The 24,250-nt window shown below is 58.0% G+C and carries 23 protein-coding genes and 5 pseudogenes; 4 read left to right on the forward strand and 24 right to left on the reverse strand.

Annotated features, from left to right (window positions below; genetic code table 11):
• Window positions 1–38: 38 nt before the first annotated feature.
• The 12 genes and pseudogenes from M0D64_RS31880 to M0D64_RS31935 all read right to left on the reverse strand — a co-directional run.
• On the reverse strand, window positions 39–194 hold the full coding sequence (locus tag M0D64_RS31880) for a hypothetical protein (protein ID WP_266260724.1): 156 nt from the start codon (window positions 192–194) through the stop codon (window positions 39–41).
• Between the two features lie 16 nt (window positions 195–210).
• On the reverse strand, window positions 211–978 hold the full coding sequence (locus tag M0D64_RS31885) for a hypothetical protein (protein ID WP_266260725.1): 768 nt from the start codon (window positions 976–978) through the stop codon (window positions 211–213).
• Between the two features lie 48 nt (window positions 979–1,026).
• Window positions 1,027–1,833: a hypothetical protein gene (locus M0D64_RS31890; protein ID WP_266260726.1), complete on the reverse strand. Its 807-nt coding sequence runs from the start codon at window positions 1,831–1,833 to the stop codon at window positions 1,027–1,029.
• 98 nt (window positions 1,834–1,931) lie between these two features.
• Window positions 1,932–2,375, reverse strand: coding sequence for a hypothetical protein (locus M0D64_RS31895; protein ID WP_266260727.1), 444 nt, complete (start codon window positions 2,373–2,375; stop codon window positions 1,932–1,934).
• 10 nt (window positions 2,376–2,385) lie between these two features.
• Window positions 2,386–2,562, reverse strand: coding sequence for a hypothetical protein (locus M0D64_RS31900; protein ID WP_266260729.1), 177 nt, complete (start codon window positions 2,560–2,562; stop codon window positions 2,386–2,388).
• Between the two features lie 145 nt (window positions 2,563–2,707).
• Window positions 2,708–3,397 (reverse strand): hypothetical protein, encoded by a 690-nt coding sequence (locus tag M0D64_RS31905; protein ID WP_266260730.1) that lies wholly within the window; start codon window positions 3,395–3,397, stop codon window positions 2,708–2,710.
• Between the two features lie 48 nt (window positions 3,398–3,445).
• Window positions 3,446–3,622, reverse strand: a complete 177-nt coding sequence (locus M0D64_RS31910) for a hypothetical protein (RefSeq protein WP_266260731.1) — start codon at window positions 3,620–3,622, stop codon at window positions 3,446–3,448.
• A gap of 51 nt (window positions 3,623–3,673) precedes the next feature.
• The gene (locus M0D64_RS31915) at window positions 3,674–4,015 is read right to left on the reverse strand and encodes a hypothetical protein (RefSeq protein ID WP_266260732.1); all 342 of its coding nucleotides are present in this window, start codon (window positions 4,013–4,015) and stop codon (window positions 3,674–3,676) included.
• A gap of 9 nt (window positions 4,016–4,024) precedes the next feature.
• The gene (locus M0D64_RS31920; RefSeq protein WP_266260733.1) at window positions 4,025–4,246 is read right to left on the reverse strand and encodes a hypothetical protein; all 222 of its coding nucleotides are present in this window, start codon (window positions 4,244–4,246) and stop codon (window positions 4,025–4,027) included.
• Window positions 4,247–4,284: 38 nt separating this feature from the next.
• Window positions 4,285–4,878, reverse strand: a complete 594-nt coding sequence (locus M0D64_RS31925; RefSeq protein ID WP_266260734.1) for a hypothetical protein — start codon at window positions 4,876–4,878, stop codon at window positions 4,285–4,287.
• A 160-nt stretch (window positions 4,879–5,038) separates the two neighbouring features.
• Entirely contained in the window at window positions 5,039–5,737 is a 699-nt protein-coding gene (locus tag M0D64_RS31930) for a site-specific integrase (protein WP_266260735.1), read from the reverse strand.
• Window positions 5,738–5,947: 210 nt separating this feature from the next.
• Window positions 5,948–6,526 (reverse strand): annotated as a pseudogene (locus M0D64_RS31935) (tyrosine-type recombinase/integrase); the annotation flags it as partial.
• Window positions 6,527–7,021: 495 nt separating this feature from the next.
• Here M0D64_RS31935 and M0D64_RS31940 point away from each other — a divergent pair.
• Complete coding sequence (locus M0D64_RS31940; RefSeq protein ID WP_266260736.1) at window positions 7,022–7,678, forward strand: hypothetical protein; 657 nt, start codon at window positions 7,022–7,024, stop codon at window positions 7,676–7,678.
• A 238-nt stretch (window positions 7,679–7,916) separates the two neighbouring features.
• Here the strand turns inward: M0D64_RS31940 and M0D64_RS31945 are convergent.
• From M0D64_RS31945 to M0D64_RS31970, 6 genes and pseudogenes are all read right to left on the reverse strand, one after another.
• Window positions 7,917–8,772, reverse strand: a pseudogene (locus tag M0D64_RS31945) (ISKra4 family transposase); the annotation flags it as partial.
• Between the two features lie 38 nt (window positions 8,773–8,810).
• The gene (locus M0D64_RS31950; RefSeq protein ID WP_266260737.1) at window positions 8,811–9,419 is read right to left on the reverse strand and encodes a plasmid pRiA4b ORF-3 family protein; all 609 of its coding nucleotides are present in this window, start codon (window positions 9,417–9,419) and stop codon (window positions 8,811–8,813) included.
• A gap of 311 nt (window positions 9,420–9,730) precedes the next feature.
• Window positions 9,731–10,895: pseudogene (locus M0D64_RS31955) on the reverse strand (porin).
• A 154-nt stretch (window positions 10,896–11,049) separates the two neighbouring features.
• Entirely contained in the window at window positions 11,050–11,349 is a 300-nt protein-coding gene (locus M0D64_RS31960) for a hypothetical protein (RefSeq protein WP_266260739.1), read from the reverse strand.
• Window positions 11,350–11,591: 242 nt separating this feature from the next.
• Window positions 11,592–13,061: an ammonium transporter gene (locus tag M0D64_RS31965; protein ID WP_266260740.1), complete on the reverse strand. Its 1,470-nt coding sequence runs from the start codon at window positions 13,059–13,061 to the stop codon at window positions 11,592–11,594.
• Window positions 13,062–13,093: 32 nt separating this feature from the next.
• Window positions 13,094–13,432, reverse strand: a complete 339-nt coding sequence (locus M0D64_RS31970; protein ID WP_266260741.1) for a P-II family nitrogen regulator — start codon at window positions 13,430–13,432, stop codon at window positions 13,094–13,096.
• Window positions 13,433–14,390: 958 nt separating this feature from the next.
• On the opposite strand from M0D64_RS31970, the gene M0D64_RS31975 reads away from it, so the two are divergent.
• Together M0D64_RS31975 and M0D64_RS31980 are read left to right on the forward strand one after the other, a co-directional pair.
• The gene (locus tag M0D64_RS31975; RefSeq protein ID WP_266260742.1) at window positions 14,391–15,680 is read left to right on the forward strand and encodes an EAL domain-containing protein; all 1,290 of its coding nucleotides are present in this window, start codon (window positions 14,391–14,393) and stop codon (window positions 15,678–15,680) included.
• Between the two features lie 229 nt (window positions 15,681–15,909).
• Complete coding sequence (locus M0D64_RS31980) at window positions 15,910–16,947, forward strand: methyl-accepting chemotaxis protein (RefSeq protein WP_301717701.1); 1,038 nt, start codon at window positions 15,910–15,912, stop codon at window positions 16,945–16,947.
• Between the two features lie 383 nt (window positions 16,948–17,330).
• Here M0D64_RS31980 and M0D64_RS31985 read toward each other — a convergent pair.
• The 6 genes and pseudogenes from M0D64_RS31985 to M0D64_RS32010 all read right to left on the reverse strand — a co-directional run.
• A pseudogene (locus tag M0D64_RS31985) lies at window positions 17,331–17,783 on the reverse strand (DDE-type integrase/transposase/recombinase); the annotation flags it as partial.
• A pseudogene (locus M0D64_RS31990) lies at window positions 17,761–17,907 on the reverse strand (chemotaxis protein); the annotation flags it as partial. The pseudogenes M0D64_RS31985 and M0D64_RS31990, both read right to left, overlap by 23 nt.
• Before the next feature lie 87 nt (window positions 17,908–17,994).
• A complete protein-coding gene (locus tag M0D64_RS31995) occupies window positions 17,995–18,417 on the reverse strand; it encodes a Zn-ribbon domain-containing OB-fold protein (protein ID WP_266260743.1) in 423 nt (140 codons plus the stop codon).
• Window positions 18,414–19,565 carry a thiolase domain-containing protein gene (locus M0D64_RS32000; RefSeq protein WP_266260744.1) on the reverse strand — a complete coding sequence of 384 codons (1,152 nt, stop codon included), beginning with the start codon at window positions 19,563–19,565 and terminating at the stop codon, window positions 18,414–18,416. The genes M0D64_RS31995 and M0D64_RS32000 overlap by 4 nt, the downstream gene beginning before the upstream one ends.
• Entirely contained in the window at window positions 19,562–21,238 is a 1,677-nt protein-coding gene (locus M0D64_RS32005; RefSeq protein ID WP_266260745.1) for an AMP-binding protein, read from the reverse strand. The genes M0D64_RS32000 and M0D64_RS32005 overlap by 4 nt, the downstream gene beginning before the upstream one ends.
• A 1,150-nt stretch (window positions 21,239–22,388) precedes the next feature.
• Window positions 22,389–22,817 carry a helix-turn-helix domain-containing protein gene (locus tag M0D64_RS32010; RefSeq protein ID WP_266260746.1) on the reverse strand — a complete coding sequence of 143 codons (429 nt, stop codon included), beginning with the start codon at window positions 22,815–22,817 and terminating at the stop codon, window positions 22,389–22,391.
• A 152-nt stretch (window positions 22,818–22,969) separates the two neighbouring features.
• Between M0D64_RS32010 and M0D64_RS32015 the strand changes: the two genes are divergently transcribed.
• Complete coding sequence (locus M0D64_RS32015; RefSeq protein WP_266260747.1) at window positions 22,970–23,638, forward strand: FMN-dependent NADH-azoreductase; 669 nt, start codon at window positions 22,970–22,972, stop codon at window positions 23,636–23,638.
• Window positions 23,639–24,250 lie beyond the last annotated feature (612 nt).

Raw genomic sequence — 24,250 nt, forward strand, 5'->3', positions numbered from 1 at the left:
TTTTCCTTGTCATGCGGCCTGGCCGCTTTCCCGACCTATTACATGTGCCGCGCGCGGTTCGCTGCGTGGTACGCATTGCTCGCGAGCGACTTCAACCAAGAATACGTCTCGACGTCCGTTATGCCCATCACGACGAGCACCACCACCGTGGCGACAATGACACCTTTAACTACTCTATGCTCGCCTCTTTGCATGTCGCGCCTTTCCTGTTTATCTCGACCAGGACGTCACATGCAAAAGGGCATTCTGCATCGGGATCGATGATATTCTCAAGAGGCCGTGAAATGGATTGTCCATCGCTAGAACCAAGAAGATAGCGCCTCCAATCGCGCATGCGCCGACCATAAACGCGGTAACTACGGTCGCATTCTGAGGTGCATTGAATCCGAAGCTCGCGAAAATCACCGTAATCCACGATACGAGTACGATCAGGACGATTGGGCGGATGTTCGGCCCTTGGTGTTCGATTAGTTGCCATCGCTGCCGAATCAACGATGTGACGCTCTGCAGTGCCTGATCCTGCAGCCAGTGTTGCCCCGCATCCACCGGCTTCAATGCTCGAATCTGTTCCCGGACGTGTTCCAGTGTTTGTCCTGTCCGCTCGTCTGCCAACTCGGCAGGCGCCTCGTCCGTCGGCCAAATGTCTCGGATCGTTTGCACCGTAAAGTCCCGCAGCAGCCCTGCCGGGATCGCCGCAGTCTGCCCGTAGTCACGCAACGTTTCGCTGAGCAGAATCACATCAGCTGAAAAACTACGGACATCATGGTCGGTGCTATCGGACGACGCCTTCGCCGTCGAAATCAACAGCCCAAGCACGAGCGACGCCAGTACCGATAGCATCCCGATGGCCAGTCGTACGACATCGCGGGTTTCTATGGTCTGGTGGGTCTCTGGCAACAAACGGTGCAAGACGATTCCGCCGACGCCGCCGGCGAAAACTAAGAGCGCACAAAGCGCGCTTGTGACAATGGGATTCATGGGGTTTTTCCTATGTGCCACGCGCAAACACGCGAGCGGATTTCCGTTTTAGCGCTCATAGTGGCTGGCCACGCGCTCAGCACGCAAATTCCACTTCTGGACCAACACGGATGCCTCCGGGTACGCGGCGAGGACGCGCTCTGCGTTCGGAAAGAGCGCAACGTAATGAAGTGCGAAAAAGCTCATCAGCACACACGCATTGCTTACAGACATCGCGGTCATCGCGGCCTGCTGAGGTAGTTCGCGTGCATCGCGGATCTGCAAGATGCTCAGCCAGCTCGTGTGGGAATACCCGCAGAGAAAGCTATATAGCTCGCGAATATGCACGGGATGAAACCCGGCCTCGACACCAATTGCAGTCCATCCCCGGCCTGCGCGCCATTCACCCTTCAGGAACGCCGCACGTTCCTTTTCGGAATACTGCACCCAACGAGCGTGCGCCTGCATCTCGGCGCGTAGCGTCTCGATACTCGCCCCTTCGTCTATGAGCCTTTGCTTGCTCTGAGGAAGGCGTGCGCTCGCCTGCAGCTTCTGCCGGTCCAGTAGGCCCGCGCAACGCCACGCCATGTGCCGAAATTCCCGCAGGTCAGATTCGCTGCACCCGAAAACGTGTGCAAAAGTCAGAAACGTTTCAAGCGCCGCGCGGGACAGAACCAACACGGAGCTATGGTCGATGTGGGATGCCGTACCTTGTGGCATCACCACCTCGACAGGCTGCACCAAAACGTGCAGCGACGTGAGATGGTAATAGAACTTCAGCGCTAAGACCTGCGCATCGTTCATCCATGGCGAGCCCGCCGGGACGTCCTTTCCTGCTTGTGAGTTCGTCAACTGCACGATCAAATTCAGCAACATCCGTGACTCATCGCTTCCCGGCTGCGTAGCGGTCCCGCCTACGCGCGTAGCTCTGTCTACCGAAGTCGATTGCCCCATGGGTCGCTTTTCCTAGCCGTCTAGCGGCAATCTGTGCTAGTGGTGTCGCCGAACTGGGTCGTCGTGCAATGAACTTGCTTCGCCTGCTGCAATTGGGTGGACGCACCAAAGGCCGAGTAAGCGGAATCGCGCGAAGTAGTGGCCGATGACGTCCCTGCATTCAGCGTTGCGACGAGATCCATCCGAATCGCCTCGGCGCTTTCGGGTTGGGCTTGCATCGCTGCGCAGTAGTGATCAACCCGATCGCGCACGTCACCCATTCGCGCGAAATGCGGTCGTATCGCGCTGCACCATCCGGCATACCACGTGGCGTCCTTTGTCTCCCTGTGAAGCGACGCATACTCGCGGCCGTCTGCTGCCGCGTTGTTGTACGCGTCGACGTGACCTTGCCAGCCCACACCCTCGATCGCACATCCGGCGAGAAGCGATAGCAGGCAACAGCAGCCAATGGTAGAAAGTCTCACTTTTCTTTTCCTACTCGTGGTCCAGAAGGTCGGACAAAGACTCTTCCAGGGTCTCTGCGGCATCGAAGTGCAGTTGCACAACCACTTCATTCAGCGGATCACCATTCGGCATCTTGCGCGATTCAGCCGAATCGCGAAGGACGTTGATCGCCGCCCGAAGCGCGAGTGCTACTGTCAACGTAGACATGGTTTGATTTTCCCTGTTTCACGACCCAACGTCCGAAGCATCTTTTCCTTGCTAACGCATGCGGCTCGTGGCCGCGCCGGCGTCAAACATGTAACCGACAGCGATCCACCATGGAATCGTAGCAGGCGAAAGGTGAAACCTCCGGTCACGGTTGCAGTCCTGCCATCGCGAGTTGATAGAGGCAGATTGTTGCGGCGACAGCAGCCAGGGCAATGGGCACGAGTACGTCGACCGCGCTTTTCGAATAGATGGCTGTCGATGACGCGCAGCGGAGCACAGTCCAGACCGCAAAGCGCCTCGTCAGATCGAACCCAAGACGCTGACCGCCGCTGCTGCGATAGTGGTTGCCGTCGGCCCATTTGAGCTCGAATGAGTACCCGACCTCTCCTTGCCATGGGGAATTTTTGTCCAGCTCGACACTCGCGGTCACTGTGGCCCGAGCGATCGGTCCTCGGTCGGCGAAGCGCTCCGTCAATTGGTCGTCCGAAAAGCCATCGAAATTCGCCAGGCGGGAAGGGGCGCGCTTGTATATGAGGTACCGCTCGAGCGTGTATTCAAGGTAACCCTTGATCGCGGCATAGCGGCGGTTCTGGAACTCTTGGGCGAGCAGCGTCAGTTCCTGATCTGTGTCCTCGTAGAACCAGTAGCGCAGGAACATGTAGACCAGCACGGCTGAAAGCGCTAGCCAGGCCTTAAGCGGCGTGACGTGGCCGACTTCGGCGAAGCCAAGCAGCATGCCGCTTGGCTTGAACGACAGGTCGAATATGTTGATGGCAACAATCGCGGCTGACAGTACGACAACATTGCGCCGCAATTTATCTGGCAGGTCATCCATAAGCGCTCCCGGTTGGTTTTTTTTGTATCGATCTTCTCCAGCCTCTGGTCAGTCGACTTTGACGACTTCGAGCTCGTACTCCGCCATCCAGTCGGAACCGGCACCACCGTCGCTGGTCACGACGCCGTTATCGAGTTGGTTGCGGATCTGTTCCTCAAACTCGTCGAGCGAGGTGCATTCCATTTCTTCGAGTTCCGCATCCGAAACTTCGATCCTGATGATCACGTGTCTCTCCTTTGCGCCGGCAGCACCAGCTTTTCCTATTCGAATTAGCCGTCACTTCGCGACGCAGCGAAACTGGATTTCCGCTGAGGCATAGGTCGCCATCCCGGAATCTTTAGATGTACTTTCCAAGGGGGAAATGTCACGCCCTTGTTCATTACAGAATTCTGATGCTTGTTTGTAGAGACGGGCCTTGACCGCTCCGCCCGAAAAATCCGTGAACGTACCCATCGTTGACTTCATGTAGGTATCTTGGCCGATCCGAACAAAGCCTGTGTCAGTAGCGCAGCCTGCGAGCCAGACAAGCATCGCGATGGTCAGGGCAGACGCTTTCGCGGTCCTTGTCCTTTCTGCATTGCGCTCCGTAGCGCCTACCTTAGATTTCGCTACCAACATTTGCTTTTCCTACTTCTTCGCTGGATTGGCTTCTGCATACAGTTCGCACAGAATGAGGCGAGCAACGCTTCCAGCGGCAGGACCACCATTTGCGGACTTTGATCCGCCCCCGGTCATCCTGACGGTCATCCAGTCTGTTCCATCGACACTAAATGAACCCGTTACCTCAATCCCATCGATCGTGACGGCAATATCGGTCCAATCGGTGGCCACGTTTTGTTGTTTCGTCATTTGCCTCTTCCCCTTTTGTCCTGTCCTTGCCCATCAGCTCAATCTACTGCAATCGAGCAAGACGAGCGATCTGCTTGGAGGCTGTCCGCAAGAACGATGTCTGCCGTCAGTGTGGCGACAAACACTTCATGATACGGACGCAGTTGCGGGTGTTCGTGGCGAATCATGCTTTGCAGATAGGCAAGTCTCATATGCCCTTCGATAAGCTGATACGGCTCCTGAAACGGCGCATTAGCTTCCCTCGGGTGACTGCAATGGCCCGCGTCCCGTGCAACTATAATCGGTGCCGGAGTCGTACCCATCTCCAACATTGTGCGACCAAGCCATGTCGCGCGCCTGGAACTCCCTTCAAAGAGATCGTCGCCCCAATATTTGAGTGTTTCCGGCCACGTACCCACGTGGCCAATAGTTAGGATTTCGCTGGAGCTCATCTGTTTGAGCTCGTACGCCCAATCGAGAGGGCGGAGCGGAAGCCAGCACTGGAAGTCGCGCCAATGACGGTAGACCCATGTCTCGACGACGCTAGACGGCACGTGCGAATATTCGTTCGGCCAGCGTTCGAAATAAGTCTCGAACGGCTCGACATCGGAATCTCCCCTATTAGTTGGCTCAGGTATGGGTGCTTTGCTCATCTTTTTCGATCCGTCAGACACCCGCAACATAACCGTCCCGGTATGCTTCGCTCGATGTAATTTCCGTGCCACGATAGTCTATTTAGCCAATTATGCGAATTGCATGAATCTGCGTTGAACGTCGAATCCGCACACAACGATAGTTAACGGCATCCACGCATCAATCTTTATCAAGAATCCTGTCGAATGCCGCGATAGCTTCCCATCGTTCCCGCCGGGTCACCTGCAGACACGGGGAAACGTGGTCCAGATGGGAATGCCCAAGCAGCAACTGCACCGTGTCGAGCGAGTGGCCCTGCGCAACCAGGCGGCTTGCAAACGTCCTTCGACCACTCTGACTGCTATAGCCGACCCCGAGGCCTGCCGAGCGGTACAGGCCGGTGGCATAGCTTTGGAGGCTGTCGGCCGCCAGATATTCGGCCGTCTCGCCATCGAAGTTGACTCGGCGCTTAACGCTTAGCTCGAAAGGGCCACCTTTCTGCGTGAGAATCAACCGCGTGCGAGGCATGAGGCCGCGATACTCGCGCCGATCAAGAGCCGCGCCCGCGCCGCGTTGGTAGCGCCATTCGATATAGCGGTCGAGCGCATCGATTGTGCGCGCGTGTGACAGGTAGATACAGCGAGGACGACAACCCTTTGTGATCGGGCTTCGCAAGCTGACCTCTTCGCGACGCACTCCCGATTTGGCAAGGACATCCCCGACTTCGATACGTGCGATCTCGGTGATTCGCATCCCGCAAGTGACACCCAGCAGCAGGATCAGCGTGTCGCGCTCCGGAAACCGGCTTGTCGCCTCAGTAACTCGCAGGACGTGGCGAAATTTGGCGGGGGTAAGGACTTTGGCGCGTTTGGGTTCCATGTTTCCTTTCTCGGAATACGCTCGAAAATCGAGCCTGTTACGAGAGAAAAAAAGCTGGGCGCTCCTTTCCAGTATATCGCCCGCGGTGCCTGACTTCCTCGGAAAAATCCCCTGCACCGAAATGACGTGGGCTTTCGGTCGGATCAAGCCGGACGGGTAAATGACCGTCGGCCCCGTCGATCTCATCGCTCGCCATTGCCGTCCCGGTAATCATTTGCTTCCGAACGCCCCTGCGATCTGCTGCGCCCGCTTGACATCATCGCCATGCAGGTAGATCGACGTCGTCGAGATCGAGGCATGACGAAGGTTGTCGCGCACGATGGTCAGTTCGGCACCGTGCGCGAGCGCATGGGTCGCATGGGTATGGCGCATCCAGTGAGGACTCGCCTGCTGCAGTTTTTGTGCAACCGCTGGGCTATCGGCTTCGACGAGATCTGCGGCCCTGGCAAAGAACCGCTGCAGCACGTTCCAGAGCCGCGCGCTGGTGATGGGGACCGCACCGTCCCCGGCGAGACTCGCGATCAACGGCGTGTCCGGGCGCCAGCGGCTGGGCGTCACGGGTAGCCGGCGCTCGACCAGGTGAAGATCGAGCGCGGTGCGGGCGAGCGGCGGCAAGGCGACCCTGGCCGCCTTGCGTCCTTTCCCGATGACCTTGAGCCAATGGTCGCCGCGCGCGTCGACCTCGATATCGCCGAGCGTCGCGCCAACCAGTTCGCTCGCGCGCAGGCCCGTCGCATACCCGAAGTCGAGGACGAAGCGCAGTCGCTGTGCCGCCACGGGCGCCCAGCCGGGAAACCCACGGGTCGAGGTTCGGGCGACGGTGTCGAGGTCAGGCGCGTTTTCATAGGTGCCAGTTTGACACGAAGATAGTGCTATTGTGATAAGGATACTTATCTTAATAGACTGTTTTTGATGACTTCATTCTTTGAGTATCACGTTGGCCATCCGCTCTGCAGCGGTACAAACACTACTCGTCGGCCTTATGGAAAGCTTTGAATAAGGCAAAAAGGCGCTGCAAGACGGCTCTGAAAACTGTCCTCGCGGTCAAACTGATCCTCAGGGCTTCGCCGCCCCGACCAACCGATTCACTTGCCACGAGCGCCGCGACAGAACTAAGAAGTCCTCTCTATTCCGCCATCTTGGGATTTTGCATAAAAGAAATTAGCAACATCATTGGTATGTTCTGGGCCGTTGCTCAGCGCATGGCCTCACGACGTTACATACCGCAACCGTGACATGCGCATATGGTAGGTTTTGCGAGCGCGTTCTGTTGCGGGGATTTCCATGTTCGTTCAGATCGGTGCCGACGTGGTGCCGCGAGCACTCCAAGGCGTTCTGCTGGTCGACAGCAATCATGTTCCTCGATACTGGGCCGCGGTCTGGCTGGTCATCGCTGCGTCACAGTGGGCTACGTCGACGCAGACGATGCGACTGCGGTTCATCGAGAATCTGTACGAACACGCGGATCGATCGTTCAAGGCAAATGCGCTCGATGACGCGCTTTCCAGTCTTGATGAAGCGCGGCTTGCCGACATTCTCGAGTCGTGGTTCGTGAGTTTGCGCAACCAGCCTGTCGCAAGCAGCGGCAACGAGGACCGGTGGCGGACCAGACTGGGTTTCGTGACGTCGGTGGTCACGTGGCTTTCGAAGTCTGGCGACGCGAACATGCAGCAGATTGAAGCGCGGATCCATCGGCTTTCGACGCTTTACCGCCAGTTGCACATACGGCAAGGCGGCCGTACGGAGACTCTTCGATCGCTGCCAGCCAGCGTGGTCGAAAGTCTCTATCAGATACTGGATCCGGACTCGGATGCCAATCCGTTCCGACGTTCTCATACGCGCTGGCGGGTCTTCATCGCGTTCGTGTTGATGCTCCATCAGGGACTACGGCGAGGCGAAACTGTTGCTGCTGACCGCGGATGCCATCAAGAGCAGCCATGACCGCAAGCTTGATCGGACACGGTACTGGTTGAACGTCCGACAGAATGGGTATGAAGAAACGGACGGCGATAGCCGCTACTCGAAACCCAGCATCAACACCATCCATTCGATCAGGCAGATTCCTGTCAGCGACGCGACTGCCCGCCTTGTGCAGATCTATTGCGAGAATTATCGGGGTCGGTCTCCCCATTCGTTCATGCTGAATGCCCAGACTGGCGGCCCCCTGTCCACCGAGTCGCTGGGCGCGGCGCACGGTGTCGCCGCCGTCGGACAGGAAAGTTACCGGCTGGTCCGCGCCGACGCCTTCCTGCGCAAGAAACGCCAGCATGCGGTCGGCGGGCTCGTGCTCGAGTGTGTGAACGTAAGCGAAGCTGTGCCCGCGACCGTCGTCGCGCAGTGATTTTCCGACGATGACTTCGAACCAGCCGTCCTGCCGGCTGCTGTGTCCGGCCAGGCGGATGTATCCGCCGTCGATTCCCACGGCGCGTACTGAACTGTGCTGCGGAATAGCGCATCGGCCCGCGGTGAGATCTGCGGACCGCCGTTGCTCGACGGCGATCGCTGCGTTCGAGCTCTCAAGGCGATGGCCCAGTGTGGCGACGCGCCTCCGGATCGTGGTGGCCGCCAGCACATGCCCAAGCGGTAACACCTCCTCCAGTACCCGGACGGTGAGCGCATACGACATCAACGCGGCAAACTTGGCCTCGAGATACTGCAGTTCGGGACTCGTCCGCTCACGCAGGCAACCGGCCAGCGGGCTGACGGATCGGAGCCCGCTTCCGGAACACCGGCATTGGTAGAACCGCGGGCTGTCGATCGATAGCCGGCCAAACACCGAGCGGTAGACCAAGCGATGGTGGCCCTTGACGGTCAGACGGGAACCGCACTCCGGACACACGCTCATTCGAGCGATCGCTTCAGCGGCCTGGGCGTCAATCATCGAACGCTGCAGCCGGCCGAGCAGCGCCTTCGCCTCATCAAGATGCAAGCCGAGAGCCTGCATCGAAGCCTTCCCGTTCGAAGCGGGCTATCTCCGTGACGCTCGCCTGCCCGTCGACTTCCGTCTGAACCACAATCTGCACGCTGATCTGCATGGCAGCCTCCTGCCCGGCACGTCGCCTGGGCGATCAGCTTACCGCGCAAGCGTCTGCAGCCGTTCATTCGCCGCCCGACGGTCGAAACGCCGATCCAGCCAGAAGAGCCATTCGTCGGCCTCAACACGCAAATCGTTCAGGTCTATCCGGTTTTCGCGTAGCGTCTCGAGCCACTCGAGAAACTCGTACTCGCCGTGCTCTTCCAGGGCCTTCATGTATCTCTCGGGACCTCCGGTGTGTTCTGGCGGGCAACCCCCGGCGCCTGCGATGCAGCGCGGTACCGTCTTCGGCCGCTGGTTGTGCATTCGCCGCTCGACGCGTACGTCATGTAACCACCACGCGGTGAAGTCGTAGACGTAGGCAAAGCGCTCATGTTCGTGCAGGCCAAACTCCGCTAGCGACAAGGAGTCTGGACCCTCAAAGAACTGCAACGCGCCGTCGCGATGTCCGCCGTAACGCCAGCCGCGGATGATGAACTGGTGCAGGTGTTCGTCGGTCCAGCCCATGGCGAGCTGCATCAAATGGTGCAGTTGCGCAACCGTGATCCGCTCGGGAATCAGGAGTCGCCGCAAGACCGGCGGGCTGACGCCGCGCAGACTGATTCGCAACTGGAGCAGGGACGTCGCTTCGGAAGGGTCGGAGTACATCGAGTCACTATAAACTTTCCCTTCAGCCATATTCGCAGGCCCGACTTCAGCCCCCGCTTTGGCGCGGTCTCCATTGCGCGAAGCCGTAGGGCCGCAGAGCCTTGCTGCGACCGGCTCTGCATGAGACCACCACCAGATTTCGCACGAATCGCACGATTACCCGAGCTCGCCGAATACCCGGCTCGGGCTATGGATGCCGAGCTTTTCCTTGAACCATCCAACGGCAGCGCTCTTTCTTGCCCGCGACCGGGGGCTCGGTCCCGACCGGAGTCAGCCACAGGGCATCGCCGGTCTTGCGCAAGCCAGAGCACTTAGAATGCGTGCCGCAGCCCGACGGTGACTGCCACTTGAGTGCCCGTCGACGACGGAGAAAGCGTGTTGATCATCGCATCGCCGAGCACGGAGCCCGCAGGCGCGCCATGTACGTTCTGATAGACACCTTCGAGGTAGACGTCGGTGCGCTTGCTCAGCGAGTAATCGGTCTGGAGCATGACCGTATTCCACGCTGGGGTCGCGTTTGTCGCACCGTCCGAGTACGCCCCGTCCGTAAATGTGTACGCGGCCGATACGGACAACGCCGGAGTGAGCGAATATTTCGCGTTCACTTCGTAGTTGTCGAGGCGCAGGGTCCCGCCCAGCGGCATGTAGCTGCCGGAGCCCAGGGAGATCACGCTCGCCATATCGTCGATCTGCGTATGGCTCCAGACGAGGCCGACGGTGGCAGCGCCGAACGTGTAGCTGCCGCCGGCGCCCCAGATACGTTGACGCTGCGCGATAAAGTTCGCGCTGCCATCTCCTTGCGCGATGGCCCCGCTCGGATTGGTGCCGGTCACGCCGCCACCGGGATTGTTGAACTGGAGGTATCCGGCCGCCAGATTCACAGGGCCCTGGCTATACGACGCGCTGAAGCCGTAGACGCGGTTGTTCGCGAATCCGCCCGCCTTGTTGCTGAACGAATACATGGCTTCGCCCGTGATGCCGGCAATGGTCGGACTCACATACTTGACCGTATTGTTGACGACAACCGAGTCTGCAGCCAGGTTGTCGTTCTCGAACGGATGCGCAGCGATGTTGCCACCCCACGTATTGCTTTCTGCGGAAAGTGGTCCGAGCAGGTCGTTGACCACGTCGAACTGGCGGCCGAAGGTCACGGTACCATACGGGTCACTCTGCAGCCCGACCCACGCCTGTGAGCCGAATCCGTCACCCGGGAAGGCCTGCGCGCCGTTGTTCAGGTTGAATCCCTGTTCGAGCTTGAAGGTCGCATGCAGCCCGCCCCCCAGATCCTCGGAGCCCTTGAGACCGAAGACGGTGTTCTGGGTCGAGCTGGTACCCATTTGCCAATTGCTATGACCAGATTGGTTGTTCGTATAGACGAGGCCAGTATCGATGAGGCCGTAGAGCGTCACGCTGCTTTGCGCATGGCGCGGATACGGCAAATGCTCCAAGTGCAAGCACAGGCAAAAGTTTTTTCATCTTCGTGATCTCCTTGAGAGGTAACAAATAGCGGAAGTGAATAAGGTCAGTCGGCAGTGCATGCCGCATGTTCGCCGCGTCGCTGCTTCCAGGTGGACCGAACGCACTCCCCCGAGCGGTGCGAGCGTTTCCTCGAAATCTGCGCGGGTTCCGCTCAAATTGACTTCATCAGCAGTATTGACGCAGCCTCGCCGGCGGTCGCGATCGCGACCGCCAGATAGACGGGCTCTGCCTGAAGAAAGCGGAAAAGACTCAATTCGTCGCTTCGCCCGCGCCACATAGCGTAGAAGCCGAGCGAGAGAATTAGACCGAACAGAAAGCTGAATCCGAAAAGCGCACCCACGCATTTACTTTGCCGAATGAGATCCTCGGCAAACGCGAACATCGTTAGACAAGCGATCTGACACAAAAGAACGACCGATACAAAACCATGCTCCCAATTGCGCCTTTTCATGGATTCAAAGCGATTTAGTATGACTGAGCGGCCGTGTCCCAAGCCTTGCTCACCGCCGCAATCCAGCGGAATCGTGTTATGGCGCCGCCCGGACATCAGGCAAAGGCGATGCCCCCCGAGCGAATCCCGTCAGTATGGTTTGGATGCGCGTTATTCTGGGTTCGGTGTCTTCCAGCCTGGTCTGGCTGGAAGACACCGGTTCTCCGAAGCGGATATGCGGTGACCCTCGCTTGGTCTATTGGTTATTCGACTGCTTCACCGTGCAGCACCAGGTCCAAGCCCTCGCGTTCCTCTTCTTCGGCCACGCGCAGGCCCATCACCATGTCGATCGCCTTCAAGAGGATGAAGCTCACCACGCCGCTGTATATCAGCGTCATCAGCACGCCCTTGGCCTGCAGGATCACGCTGCCGTCCGAGCCGCCGATGTCCTTGACCGCGAACACACCAGTCAGCAGCGCACCCACGATACCGCCGATGCAGTGCACGCCGAACGCGTCGAGCGAATCGTCGTAACCGAGCTTGTGCTTAAGCCACGTTGCCGACCAGTAGCAGATCACGCCTGCCGCGATGCCGATCACCAGCGACCCCGTCATTCCGACGAAGCCCGAAGCCGGCGTAATCGCCACCAGACCTGCAACGGCGCCCGACACGATACCGAGCACCGACGGCTTACCCTTGGTTGCCCATTCGGCGAACATCCATGCGAGTGCTGCTGCTGCGGTTGCCACTTGCGTTGCGAACATGGCGAAACCGGCACGGCCGTCTGCCGCCACTGCCGAACCCGCGTTGAAGCCGAACCAGCCTACCCACAGCATGGCGCCACCGATCAGCGTGAGCGTCAGGTTATGCGGCGCCATCGATTCCTTGCCGTAGCCGACACGCTTGCCGAGCACCAGCGCGCAGACCAGCGCCGCGATACCCGCGTTGATGTGCACCACCGTGCCGCCCGCGAAGTCGAGGATGCCCGCGGCAGCCAGCCAGCCGGTCGGTTCCCAGACCATGTGCGCGATCGGCGAGTAGACGATGATCGACCACAGCGTCATGAACACCAGCATCGCCGAGAATTTCATGCGATCGGCAAACGCGCCCGTGATCAGTGCCGGGGTAATGATCGCGAACGTCATCTGATAGACCACGTAGACCGTTTCCGGGATCGTCGGTGCGAGGTGGCTGACGGTCAGCGTCGTGGCCTTGTCACCGTGGATGTAGTTCATGCCCGTCATGAAGAAGCGTGACAAGCCGCCGATGAACGAACCGCCCGGCGTGAAGGCGAGGCTGTACCCCACCACGACCCAGATGATCGACACGAGGCAGGTGATCGCGAAGCTTTGCATCAGGATCGCGAGCACGCTCTTCTTGCGGACCATGCCGCCGTAGAACAGCGCCAGACCCGGGATCGTCATGAACAGCACGAGCGCGGTGGAAGTCAGCATCCAGGCGGTGTCGCCCGAATTGATCTTCGACGAATCGACCGAGAACGGCGCGGTCGGAGCGGCCGGTGCGGCGGCAGCGGATGCGGCCGATGCATCAGGTGCGGCTGCGGCGCTGGCGGCCGGCGCGGCGGACGCGTCAGCAGCCGGTGCCGACGCCGCGGCGGCCGCGGGAGCGGCCGAGGTGACGGTGGGGGTAGAAGCGTCGTCCGCGAGGGCGGCGCCGAGACCGCCGGCGAGCAGCGAACCGGCCATCAGCAAGGACATCATTAATTTGCGCATCTTTCGTTTCCTCTTGTCGCTATCTTTTGGTATTACAGAGCGTCCACGCCGGTCTCCCCGGTGCGAATCCGAATCACCTGTTCAAACGGCGCGACGAAAATCTTGCCGTCGCCGATCTTGCCGGTGCGTGCCGCGCGTTCGATCGCCTCGATCGTCTGGTCGCCGATGTCTTCGGAGACTGCCGCCTCGAGCTTCACCTTCGGCAGGAAATCGACGAGGTATTCAGCGCCGCGATACAGCTCCGTGTGGCCCGTCTGACGACCGAAGCCTTTGACTTCCGTCACCGTGATGCCTGAGACGCCAATGGCCGACAAGGCTTCGCGTACGTCATCGAGCATGAACGGCTTGATGATTGCGGTAATGAGTTTCATGGACTCCTCAGCTATTGGATAAAAAGCACAGAATCCATCTTTGGAACTGCGCTCCTTTCTTTCCGGGAACAAACAAGAGCAACTGTCATGCCAGGCAGATCGCAATCGACGAAAGAAGTGTTAGCGGGAAATCGTCTATGGGCGATGGGACGTCAGCATGATTGCGACAACCCTTGCATACACGCGTCGAGCATCTGATCCGATACATCGGCTATGCGGATGAAATCTTGGAGAGTTCATGCCGCCAATCTTTTATTGAACATTCATGTCGCACTACAGACTGATGTCTGAAACGGTGCACCTGCACCGGAATTAGCCACAGCCACGATGCGATGATCTAAGAAGGGGCGCCAAACAATATCTTTGCAATCACCTTTCGTACAAAGATGTCTGAACTGTAACTTCGACCAACTCAGATTCGAAACACGCCGACCACGCTGTCTCCGGTGCAACTGATCGGATAGTCAGAGCATGCTAGCGCTCGCTTTCTACGATACCGGTTCGAATAGGCCTACTCAGTCGCCGCCATGTACGCGTTCCGTACGCGCTGAAGTACCGCGACCGGAATACGCGGTTGCACTTTTTTTCTTCAGGCACGATCATCGAATGTGGCACGTGTTCCCGCCTGAGCAGGACACGCAACAATAGGCGAATATGCAAACGTGGGATGGCCGGGATATCGGACAGGACTAGTAGCCAAAAAAGGAGTCCATCGACCTGCTACGGGATCATCATGTTGGAAGGGCAAGATACAAAACGCGCCGAAACTCGAACGAGTTCCAATTGATGCATTACTTTCCGTAAGTCAACAGTTGACTCGCGACGCATCGCTGGTCGCGACTTGCAATGAATAGAGTAAGCGCAAACGTGATGCGTTTGCACTAACCGAAGATAGAGTTCACTACTACGGCGTCCCCATCGATGCGGAACACGACACGCCATCTTAGCGAGAATCCAATTGGGACTTCCAGACCTCCTGCTGTTCTCTGGCAACGATGCAACGCTCCAGCCATCCTTCGCCCGATTCGGCGATTTGACGCTTTCGAGCACTTTCCAGCCGATTTTCTGCTTTTCACACCATACTCCGATCGGCTATGAGGCCCTGCTCCGAGCATACGATTCGTTCGGCAACGAAGTTGCACCTCTGAAGGTACTGACCCGCCCCGTCGCACCAGGGCGTTGGAACGATCTCGAGCGGAGTATTCAATTGCTGCACGCGTCCAACTTCATGCAAGTAGCGAACGCACAGCAACAGCTCTTTCTCTATGCTCGGCCAGACAGTTTCATCACCTCGGATGCCTATCGCCGTCTCGTCGAAGACACCCTAACGCGCTTGCAATTGATGCCTGAACGTGTGGTTCTCGAAGTTCTCGAAACACCGAACGGGAATCTTGAGCGATTACTCGAAGGTATCGTCTCCTTTCGGCGGCAGGGATTTCTGATAGCACTCGACGACTTCGGTGCAGGTCACTTGAACATCGATCGGGTCTGGCGACTTCAACCCGATATCGTCAAGCTGGATCGCAGTGTCATCACACAGGCAGCTCGGGAACCTCGCGTTGCGCGCATGTTGTCGCGCCTAGTCTCGCTATTGCACGAAACCGGCGCATTAGTCCTGGTCGAAGGCGTGGAAACGCAATCTGAAGCACTTCTGTCGATGGAGTGCGATGCGGATTTCGTGCAAGGATTTTACTTCGCACGCCCAGCTCCAGGCAAAGTAGATGAGGAGTCTTGTCGTGCAGTCATGGACTCGATATCTGAGATGTACCGCGCCCGCGTCGAACTGAATGAACGCACGAAGACCACGCTTCTGTCGGCTTACACGGACGCGCTGCAGACAGCGGCAGATAGGCTTTGCGCCGGCATTGATTTGCCTCATGCTACCGAAGACCTCCTTCGCGTGGAAGGCGCAGCTCGCTGCTTTTTACTAGACGGTCAAGGTTATCAGATCGGAGACGACCTTAAAGCAACGCAGCCTCGCGCATCAGCACCAAATCGGTTTCGATCCACGACCGTTGCGTCGGGAGGTTGTTGGGACAGGCGTCCATACTTTCGCGATGCAATCAGCGAACCAGGAACGGTGCAGATTTCTGAACCCTACCTGTCAATCAACGGGATGCACCTCTGTATCACGTTTTCAATCGCGATCTCTGCAAGAGGATCAATGTGGGTGTTGTGCGCGGATACTGATTGGCAACACATGGCAGGGCGCTATGACGTCGGCAATGCGATGAGCTGCAATCGGTGACAAGAAGTTCGTCGGTTGCTGCATGAACCGGGGGTTCACCTGCCGTTGACCGCTTTTCAGTGCGTCGGACCCCTATATACGAACTTGTAGGTCGTTTGTTCCAGTAGAGCACAGCAAAGCGACTCACCTCCCTAAATTCGCTACATATCAGTACGCGTCGACACTACGTTAACAGGCCCGATCCTTGCATTGCCGGACGGGTGTTGAACCATCTACCAAGGCGTGACCAATGTCGAATCCGCAAGAAATCGTTGAACTTACACACCACGTTAAAAAACTCGCGACAAACAAGATATCAGACATTAACGACATCAATAGAGAAACCACGTTTCTCGCGCTCAATGCGCTGATTGAGGCGGCGCGTGCCGGCGATGCAGGCAAGGGATTCGCCGTCGTAGCAAACCAGGTCAAGCACGTGTCAACACGGATTTCAGACATTACGACAGTACTCAACAAGGAACTTGCAGGTTCGTTGTCGAAGCTGACAGAGCTGGCCGACGGCATGATTGAGCGTGTGCGCTCACACGAGGGGCAACGATGCACCGATCTTGCGCTTAATATGATCGATATCATCGACCGGAACCTGTATGAGCGATCGTGCGACGTCCGGTGGTGGGCCACCGATTCGGCGGTGGTCGACTCCCTGGCCAATCGAAATGCCGCAGCTTACGAATATGCTTCCCGTCGATTGTCAGTTATTCTGGATAGCTATACCGTTTATCTGGATCTCTGGATCGTAGACGCTGGAGGGACCGTCGTGGCCAACGGTCGCCCTCGTACCTATCCTGTCATTGGCAAAAATATCGCGAATGCCAGATGGTTCATGGACGCAATGAAAACCGCGTCGGGATCAGATTTCGTAGCTGCGGACGTGGAAGCGCTCCCGCAATTAGGCGGTGCGCACGTAGCGACCTATGCCACGGCAATTCGTGAACGGGGCGCCGTTGATGGTCAACCAGTGGGCGCCCTCATCATTTTTTTCGACTGGACACCACAGGCCGCCGCAGTCGTTCGCGGAGTGCGCCTTAGTGACGACGAGTGGGCGCGAAGTCGCTGCATGATCGTGGACTCGACGTTTCGCATTATCGCAAGCTCCGACGCAAAGGGAATTTTGAACGAACCATTCCGACTCACCACTGAGGGAAAGCCACGCGGATCTTACCGACTATCGGACGGGCGGACAGTCTCCTTCGCATTGACACTTGGGTATGAAAGCTACCGCGGGCTAGGTTGGTACGGTGTCGTGATACAGGCGCCGACTGCCTGACGTCGCCCTAGCATCGCCGGCGCCAGCGCTGGCGTTCGGGGAGCGTCCCTTCTTCGAGCGTGTTCACATGACCGCCTGTTTGCATTAAGTGGAAACGATACTCCCAAGAGCTTTACGGTGACTCAAGATGAGTTGCGTATTGCTTGATGGCTGAAGGGTACTACGTTTGCTGCAAATCGGTGAGGCCGCCTCTTAATACGCTCTATTTGGGCGATTCTCGCACCTCCCCGAACGGCTCCCTTACTTCAAGTCGGCAGAGTCCACCCGACAATGAAGGCGCCCCCCCCTTTTTTATCCGCTCCCAGAATTGACGAACATCAACAGCTGCGACACGTCAAACGGGGGCACCGCAACCGTTCACAATTCAACTAGTTAGCAGTCGCCGTCTTCACGAAGCTTTCCGCCATGCCGTTACTTTGCGGGCTGCACACGGGCGTGGTCAATGGCTTCAGGCCAATATCTGAAGCAAAGGTCCTTGTTTTCTCCGCCGTGTAACCCGAGCCGTTGTCCGTCAGCCATTCAATTTCCGACGGCGCCTTCAGGACGTCACCGAACCGGTTCTCAACGGCGGCCAGCATGACGTCGCGCACCACGTCGCCACTGTGGCCACCGGTCGTCGCCGCCCAACTCATCGCTTCGCGGTCGCAGCAATCCAGAGCGAACGTGACACGCAGCTGTTCGCCGTTGTCACAACGAAACTCGAAGCCGTCAGAACACCAACGCTGATTGCTCTTCGCCACCGCGACCTTGCCATCGTGTCGGCGCTGAGGGCGCAGCGGTGCCGTGCGGCGTTCCATCAGCAGACCGTGAACGCGCATCACCCGCACGGGACGCTTCAATTAGTGCGTTCAGAGCGAGGAACGTCGTCTCCCGGTTGATATCGTTGATTTCGTTGATCTTGCCTGTCGCCAGGCGTTTCACTTCATGCGTTAGGTCGACGATTGCTTGCGGGTTTGTCATAGAGGCGCCCATTGAATAAGTCGCTAAAGGTTGGGGGTCCACATGCAAACTTTATGCCGCATCCGCACACCAGCCATTGAAAGGGTGTTAAGTGAGAGAGTTGCTCTCGCTTCGGCTGAGCCCTCTTTCAACAACCGGTGTGAACATCGGTGCCTCTCGACCATCGTCGATTCGCCGGAACTTAACCTGCACGACCTGGCCGATGCCTAAACTGTCTAGGTCGCAGTCAACGATGTTGGTCAGCATTGTCACTCCTTCGTCGAGAGTGACGTAGGCTATGGCGTACGGCGGGTTAGCCCGGCGCATTACGCTGAAGGAGTAAATCACGCCTTTTCCACTTCCGACCCGCCACCGGGTATCGGAGCTACCGCAATGCGGACAGATTTCGCGTGGATAATAATGATATTGCTGGCAGGCGCCGCACCACTTGACCAAGAGCTCGCCTCGCGCTGCAGCCTCCCAGTATTGGACGTTCTCCGGCGACCACGCGGTAATTCCATTTGTAATCATTGGCGCTCCAAAATAATGGTCGCGCACCCGTGCCTCTGGTCCAACGTCCCACCGCAGCCATGCGCCATTGCCAATTCAAGATTGGGAATTCGAACTGCAGGGTGCACCTCGCCCCGCAATTGGCGTACCGCCTCAATAATCTTCGTCACTCCGCCCCGATGCGCCGGATGATTGTTGCATAGCCCCCCCCCGTCCGTGTTGACGGCCAGGGGCCCCACACCCGCAATCAGTTTGCCATCCATGACGAATTTCCCACCCTCCCCCTTTTCACAGAAGCCAAGATCTTCGAGAGCGATGAGCACCGTGATCGTGAAGCTATCGTATGTGGACAGGTAGCGAATATCTGACGGTCTCACTCCGGCCGCGTGATAGGCGGCGCTGGACGAGGCGTGGGCGGCCGACCGCGTGAGGTCAAAGGGCGATCCGGTCTGATAGCCTAAGGCCTCTCCGGCTCCACGCAGGGCTACGAGGGGGCGTCCGCAGCTTTTTGCTATTTCTCGCCTCGTAACGATTACGGCACCCCCGCCGTCGCTAATCACGCAGCAATCCAGCCTGTGTAAAGGATCTGCAATCATGGGCGACTGAAGGACATCCTCGACCGTGACAATGTCACGGAAAACCGCGAACGGGTTACGCGAAGCATGATGCGAGGCCGCGACACGGATCCATGCCAACTGCTCACTGGTGGTTCCATATTCATACATATGCCTTTTGGCACACATAGCGTATCCGGCCACCAACGCCGGTCGGTAAGGCAATTCGAATTCGTTCTCGGGGTACTCACGAACGGCAGTCAGGGTACCGGGAGTCGCTCCTTCACTTCGTGGGCGCCCTGCCAGTGTGATCAGCGCTACATCGCACTTTCCCGCGTCAATGGCCAGCGCCGCATGAGCGACGTGTGCGATCGGAGAGCTTCCGCCAATGTCTGTCGATTCGACGTAGCGCGGGCGGATACCGAGATATTCGACCATTGACAACGGTCCGATACCGGGAGCGTCCGATGCACAAAAGTAGCCATCAACGTCGGCCGTAGTGAGTCCCGCATCAGCAAGCGCCCCGTTGGCGACTTCGGCATGCAGGAGCTGTGTGGAGGTGTCCGGTGCGAATCGGAGCGGATGTTCGTAGACACCGGCAATGTATGCGGTCATGCCACACCTGCGTTGCCGGTAGGGCCGGTAGTGTTACTCGAGCTCAACTTCAACTGCCGTTTCACCGCCCTGAGGTCATGCGAACGCCTATCCGCCCGCGGATCCTGCCCAACGTCAAAGATCTGCCCCTTCTGGACCTTTTGGGTTCCGGTCACAGGTATCGTGTCAACGAAACTGATCCACGCGGGCACCTTGAAATCCGCGAGAGTTTGCCTGGTCGCAAACAGCAGAGCCGTCGCCGTCTCCACCGTTGGTTCAACGCCGGGCATAAGCACGACGCAGGCCATGATCTCCTCGTCGTGGAACTCATCAGGCACGGCCATCGCCGCCGCGCTCTTGACTTGAGGAAGGATATGAAGAGCCTCCTCGATCTCAGCGGCCGCAATGTTTTCGCCGCTACGACGAATGATGTTTTTGAGACGATCCACGAAGAACAGCATTCCGTCCACTCTCTGCGTGACTATGTCGCCTGTGTGAAACCAACCGCCACGCCAAGCGTGTTCAGTCTCGTCTGGTTGATTGAGGTACCCCGAGAAAAATCCGCGACGAGGATCGTCGCCAGCGGCGCGGATTGTTAGCTCGCCGGGCGTATTGAGCGGCAATTGCCTGTCCGACTCGTCCACGATGCGAACCTCGAGCGGTGGCCCGGGGCGACCGAACGCTCGTGGCTCTAAACAGCGGGGTGTATGACTGTTCTGGATGGCGCGTGAAGTTTCCGTCATTCCCCACGCCTCGATAAGGGGAACGCCGAACCTTTCCTCGAACGCTTCGCGTACAAGGGGATCGACTCCCGCACCCTGGCCAAACTTAAGGTTATGACGCTTGTCATCCTCGACTGGCGCTGACTTGAGAAGCAAGGGCGGAATGATCCCCATGTAGTGGAAACCGGTCGCACGTGTTTCTCTGATATCGGACCACCATCGAGAGACGGTGAATCGGTCCTGCATGATGAGACAACCGCGAATCTTCGTTATGGTGTTCAGCGTATAAACGGAGACGTTCATGTGGAACGCCGGCAGCGGAATATAAATTCTCTCCTTACGTTGCACCAAGTCGAGCAAACCGCCGGCGTCTGTGTAGGAGTTTGCCGCGGCAAGGCACGATGCGTTGGAAATGATGCAGCCTTTGGGTCGGCCCGTTGTGCCCGAGGTATAAATGATCAGCGCCGGCCATTCACTCTTGTCTGCACCCACCGGATCCGGCGCCCGCGCAGGTGGTGGATACCGGGCCGGGAGCGCTGAAGCGTCAATGACTGGCACAGCGGGAACCAACGTCTGTGCCACTTCCTCTACGTTGGCGATCCATGGATCTACAGCGACGACAGCTGAACATTTCGGGAAGTCGATCCCGTAGGCCAATTCGTGCGGCCGGTACTCGGGGTTCAAAGTTACGACGCAGACACCTATTGAGTTGAGTGCAAGAAAGTGCCAGAAATGTTCGGGCCTGTTACCGGCGATCAAAGCTACCCTGTGCCCGTGGCCGTATCCCGCGTCTCGGTAGCGCGCGGCCAGGTCATCGACAATTGTCAGTCCATGACCATACGAAAGCTCACATCCGTCTGGCATGTAGCTGCGCGTGGGCGACGACGGGTAGCAAAGGAAAGGCAGCTCGGGACCTTCGTGCGCGGCCTCGGAAAACTGTCCGTAGACCGTATTGCTACTGGCGATATTCATATCCATTTACCGACAAACGTGGCGAAAGAAGAGCTTTGCTGCGGATCGTGAGCTTCGGCGATTCCGACATTCCTGTCATGTAGGTGTTTTCAAAGCCTGAAAATGACGAGGGATTGGTATGCCACCCGCGAAAACAAGCTAGCCGACTGACTATCCCACTCGATGCGAGCGTCAATCTCCTAGCCAATGCTAGTCCCTTGAGCCTTGAATTGTCAATGGGCAACTGTATTGCCCATACACAATTTATGATACTGTTGCCGAGTTCTTCGCTCGAGGATGGCGCGTCGTGCATGGTCAGGGCGGCCCAACCCGACGGTAACGGGCACCGTTGGACGTTGCGTAAAATAAATCCAGATTGGCTGGCAGCGGCAGCCCGCCTAAGTGGGACTCACATTGGAGGCACGACGAATCCAGTCGAGCACGATCCCGCCAGGATCGCCCGTCTGTTGTGGATTTCGCTGCCATTTGATCCCCGCGGCCAGACCGATCCCGAAGCGCTTCGCGTGTCTCGGTCTCCCTCCTCGATCGCCGACGCCAGAATTCTGTTTTGGCCCGCATCCACACCTCACATGTCGGGTGCCCGAGGAGATGATTGAACACTCACGTCACTATGCGCCGTCGTCAGGAATTCGTCCCATTGGTCCAGCGGGCCAGCGGGCCAGCGGGCCAGCGGAATCAACGCGAGTTTTGCTACCCGTTCCGCGTTCGCCGATAGGGCAACGTGGCGAAGATATAGGATTACGCCGGCACCTCCTGCTTCTTCAACAAGAGACGCGTGCCGGCGGCTGCAACGGCCGTCGAAAGCATCGAATTCGTCGGACTCGTTCCGCCGAAGAAAGACGAGACGTATCGCCTGGAAGTTTTTCTGAATCGCCGCTAGCACGTGAGCCATCAAATCTAGACAGCCCTCAATTTGCGGCAGCGCGACAACAAAGTGCCGGAGATAGCAGACAGCCTTTGCCCCACTCGGTAAATTTGCTATTTCGCCATTCGGGGGTGACGGTGTCGAGTTGGTTTGAACCAGACAAGCGACACAATCGCCAAGGTCGACTTCATCTCTCGAGAACGGCAGTATGCCGACTCGATCTTACTGAGTTCGCTGTTGTCCAATTGCCGTCATGACGTGCCGCCGCGATGCCCTGCCCAGTGTCTACATCGGGCGGACGCAGGCGCGTGTCGACGCGCCGCGCTGCTCCTTCTTTGCGAACTCTTCTCGTGCAGCCAAGATAGTAGGTCGATGTTCTATCGCCCATCCGTAGAGTGCTTCCAATGGCACGATCAATTTTTCTCCCAGGTCCGTAAGCTCGTAGTCCACCCGTGGTGGAATCGTCGGATACATCGTTCGAATCACGAGTCCGTCCTGCTCCAAGCCTTTCAGGGTAAGTGTGAGCATCCGCTGTGAAATCCCTTCAACGGAGCGACGAATCTGGTTGTACCGCACCGGTCCGTGCGACAAGGCCCCGACCACCATTACGGTCCATTTGTCACCAATGCGGGCAAGGATGTCATGCACCTCCCTGCACTTTTCATTGGAATGGGATTCCTCAAGGACGGGAACAAAATTGTTCGTATCGCTCATAAAAGTGCCCTCTTGCGCGCAGTTCTCCAGAATTTATATTAGCGCAAGGAACATATTGTTCCTACTCACGAGAGGGCCCATCACATAACCTTATGTGCCGGGAAATTCGCCACAGCGCCGGCAGCCCGGTGCAATCCGACAGGATATTCAAAATGAAGCTCTTACATATCGACTCCAGCATTACTGGAGCGCAGTCAGTCACTCGCCAGCTTTCAGCTATCGTCGTTTCGCGTCTCGAGAAGACCGCAACTAGTCTGTCGATCACTTATCGCGATCTGGCAGCAGAACCAGTTCCACATCAGTCTCCGTCGATCCAGTTTGCCAAGCTGAAGGAACTGCACGACATCGGCGCGTTGTCGGGTGACATCGGCGAGATGGTGGATGCCGCCTTAAAGGAAGGGGCCAAGGTGGAGCCCTCTGCACAGGTGGAGTTCGCCGAGACCAATGTCGCCCTGGAGGAGTTCCTGGAGGCAGATGTCATTGTCATCGGTGCACCGATGTACAACTTTGGAGTCCCGAGTCAGCTGAAGGCCTGGATCGATTGTCTGGCTGTGCCAGGTAAAACATTCAACTACACCGCGACGGGCGTAGAAGGTCTCGCGGGCGCCAAGAGGGTGATCATTGCATCATCGCGTGGCGGCATCTATTCAGAGTCGTCGCCCATTGCCGCTATGGACCACCAAGAGCCGTTCCTGAAAAGCTTCTTCAGTTTCATCGGCGTCACCGACATCACGTTCGTGCGTGCAGAGGGCGTCAGCATCGGCCCAGAGCAACGTCAGCAGGCTCTCGATTCCGCGCTGGTTGCGGCCGCAGCACTGTGAGTTAAGCAAGGCCGTCGAGGTCTGAGGATGCGAATCCGACGCATCGGGGAACTCTCTGCAAAACCCACGCGCGAGGCGATCGCCTTCGCTTTAGTTGGGACGAGGAAGCTCACCCGAGAGCAAGCGGGACTTGGGATCGAATCTGTCGAAAAATCGCGAAAAACGCCGGGCTCTTGAATAGGGATGGACCGGGCGGGTCCTTGAGCGAAGCGGGACGCCCGCCAGTTCCAATTAGGACAGTGTTGCGCGCCCACTTCCTTCACCGGTGATCGGGTAGTCGGGTCCGGTTGTGAGGGGCACGACCGGACCGAACCAATGCTGATGCCAGGGAAGCACCGCGGCTGGTAGCGCCCTCTCCGAGAAGGTCGAAGTCGCGTTTCTCGTCGAGAATACCAATGCCGGCGGTTGTCCCATTCGGTGGCGTTCTCGCCCCATCTGTGTCGGCTAGATGCTCGACCAGCGCGGGATGCCGCGTTTGTGGCCGCGAGTCTCGCCATCGCCATGTCGCGGGCCCACGCACCCCTCGTACCTATCGCCTACTATCGCCTTCGCCGACTCGGTTATCCATCGGAGCGCGTCCAGGCGCCCCCCCTCAACTCGACAATTACGGAC

Origin of the sequence: Paraburkholderia sp. WS6, from assembly GCF_030464835.1 — a bacterium.
In the GTDB taxonomy this organism is placed as follows: Bacteria; Pseudomonadota; Gammaproteobacteria; order Burkholderiales; family Burkholderiaceae; genus Paraburkholderia; species Paraburkholderia madseniana.

What these genes read in the sequence shown, in the direction of transcription:
- M0D64_RS31880 (WP_266260724.1), bottom strand. Translation starts at nt 194, where the DNA reads ATGCAAAGAGGCGAGCATAGAGTAGTTAAAGGTGTCATTGTCGCCACG.
- M0D64_RS31885 (WP_266260725.1), bottom strand. Translation starts at nt 978, where the DNA reads ATGAATCCCATTGTCACAAGCGCGCTTTGTGCGCTCTTAGTTTTCGCC.
- M0D64_RS31890 (WP_266260726.1), bottom strand. Translation starts at nt 1,833, where the DNA reads ATGTTGCTGAATTTGATCGTGCAGTTGACGAACTCACAAGCAGGAAAG.
- M0D64_RS31900 (WP_266260729.1), bottom strand. Translation starts at nt 2,562, where the DNA reads ATGTCTACGTTGACAGTAGCACTCGCGCTTCGGGCGGCGATCAACGTC.
- M0D64_RS31905 (WP_266260730.1), bottom strand. Translation starts at nt 3,397, where the DNA reads ATGGATGACCTGCCAGATAAATTGCGGCGCAATGTTGTCGTACTGTCA.
- M0D64_RS31915 (WP_266260732.1), bottom strand. Translation starts at nt 4,015, where the DNA reads ATGTTGGTAGCGAAATCTAAGGTAGGCGCTACGGAGCGCAATGCAGAA.
- M0D64_RS31920 (WP_266260733.1), bottom strand. Translation starts at nt 4,246, where the DNA reads ATGACGAAACAACAAAACGTGGCCACCGATTGGACCGATATTGCCGTC.
- M0D64_RS31925 (WP_266260734.1), bottom strand. Translation starts at nt 4,878, where the DNA reads ATGAGCAAAGCACCCATACCTGAGCCAACTAATAGGGGAGATTCCGAT.
- M0D64_RS31930 (WP_266260735.1), bottom strand. Translation starts at nt 5,737, where the DNA reads ATGGAACCCAAACGCGCCAAAGTCCTTACCCCCGCCAAATTTCGCCAC.
- M0D64_RS31940 (WP_266260736.1), top strand. Translation starts at nt 7,022, where the DNA reads ATGTTCGTTCAGATCGGTGCCGACGTGGTGCCGCGAGCACTCCAAGGC.
- M0D64_RS31950 (WP_266260737.1), bottom strand. Translation starts at nt 9,419, where the DNA reads ATGTACTCCGACCCTTCCGAAGCGACGTCCCTGCTCCAGTTGCGAATC.
- M0D64_RS31960 (WP_266260739.1), bottom strand. Translation starts at nt 11,349, where the DNA reads ATGAAAAGGCGCAATTGGGAGCATGGTTTTGTATCGGTCGTTCTTTTG.
- M0D64_RS31965 (WP_266260740.1), bottom strand. Translation starts at nt 13,061, where the DNA reads ATGCGCAAATTAATGATGTCCTTGCTGATGGCCGGTTCGCTGCTCGCC.
- M0D64_RS31970 (WP_266260741.1), bottom strand. Translation starts at nt 13,432, where the DNA reads ATGAAACTCATTACCGCAATCATCAAGCCGTTCATGCTCGATGACGTA.
- M0D64_RS31980 (WP_301717701.1), top strand. Translation starts at nt 15,910, where the DNA reads ATGTCGAATCCGCAAGAAATCGTTGAACTTACACACCACGTTAAAAAA.
- M0D64_RS31995 (WP_266260743.1), bottom strand. Translation starts at nt 18,417, where the DNA reads ATGATTACAAATGGAATTACCGCGTGGTCGCCGGAGAACGTCCAATAC.
- M0D64_RS32000 (WP_266260744.1), bottom strand. Translation starts at nt 19,565, where the DNA reads ATGACCGCATACATTGCCGGTGTCTACGAACATCCGCTCCGATTCGCA.
- M0D64_RS32005 (WP_266260745.1), bottom strand. Translation starts at nt 21,238, where the DNA reads ATGAATATCGCCAGTAGCAATACGGTCTACGGACAGTTTTCCGAGGCC.
- M0D64_RS32010 (WP_266260746.1), bottom strand. Translation starts at nt 22,817, where the DNA reads ATGAGCGATACGAACAATTTTGTTCCCGTCCTTGAGGAATCCCATTCC.
- M0D64_RS32015 (WP_266260747.1), top strand. Translation starts at nt 22,970, where the DNA reads ATGAAGCTCTTACATATCGACTCCAGCATTACTGGAGCGCAGTCAGTC.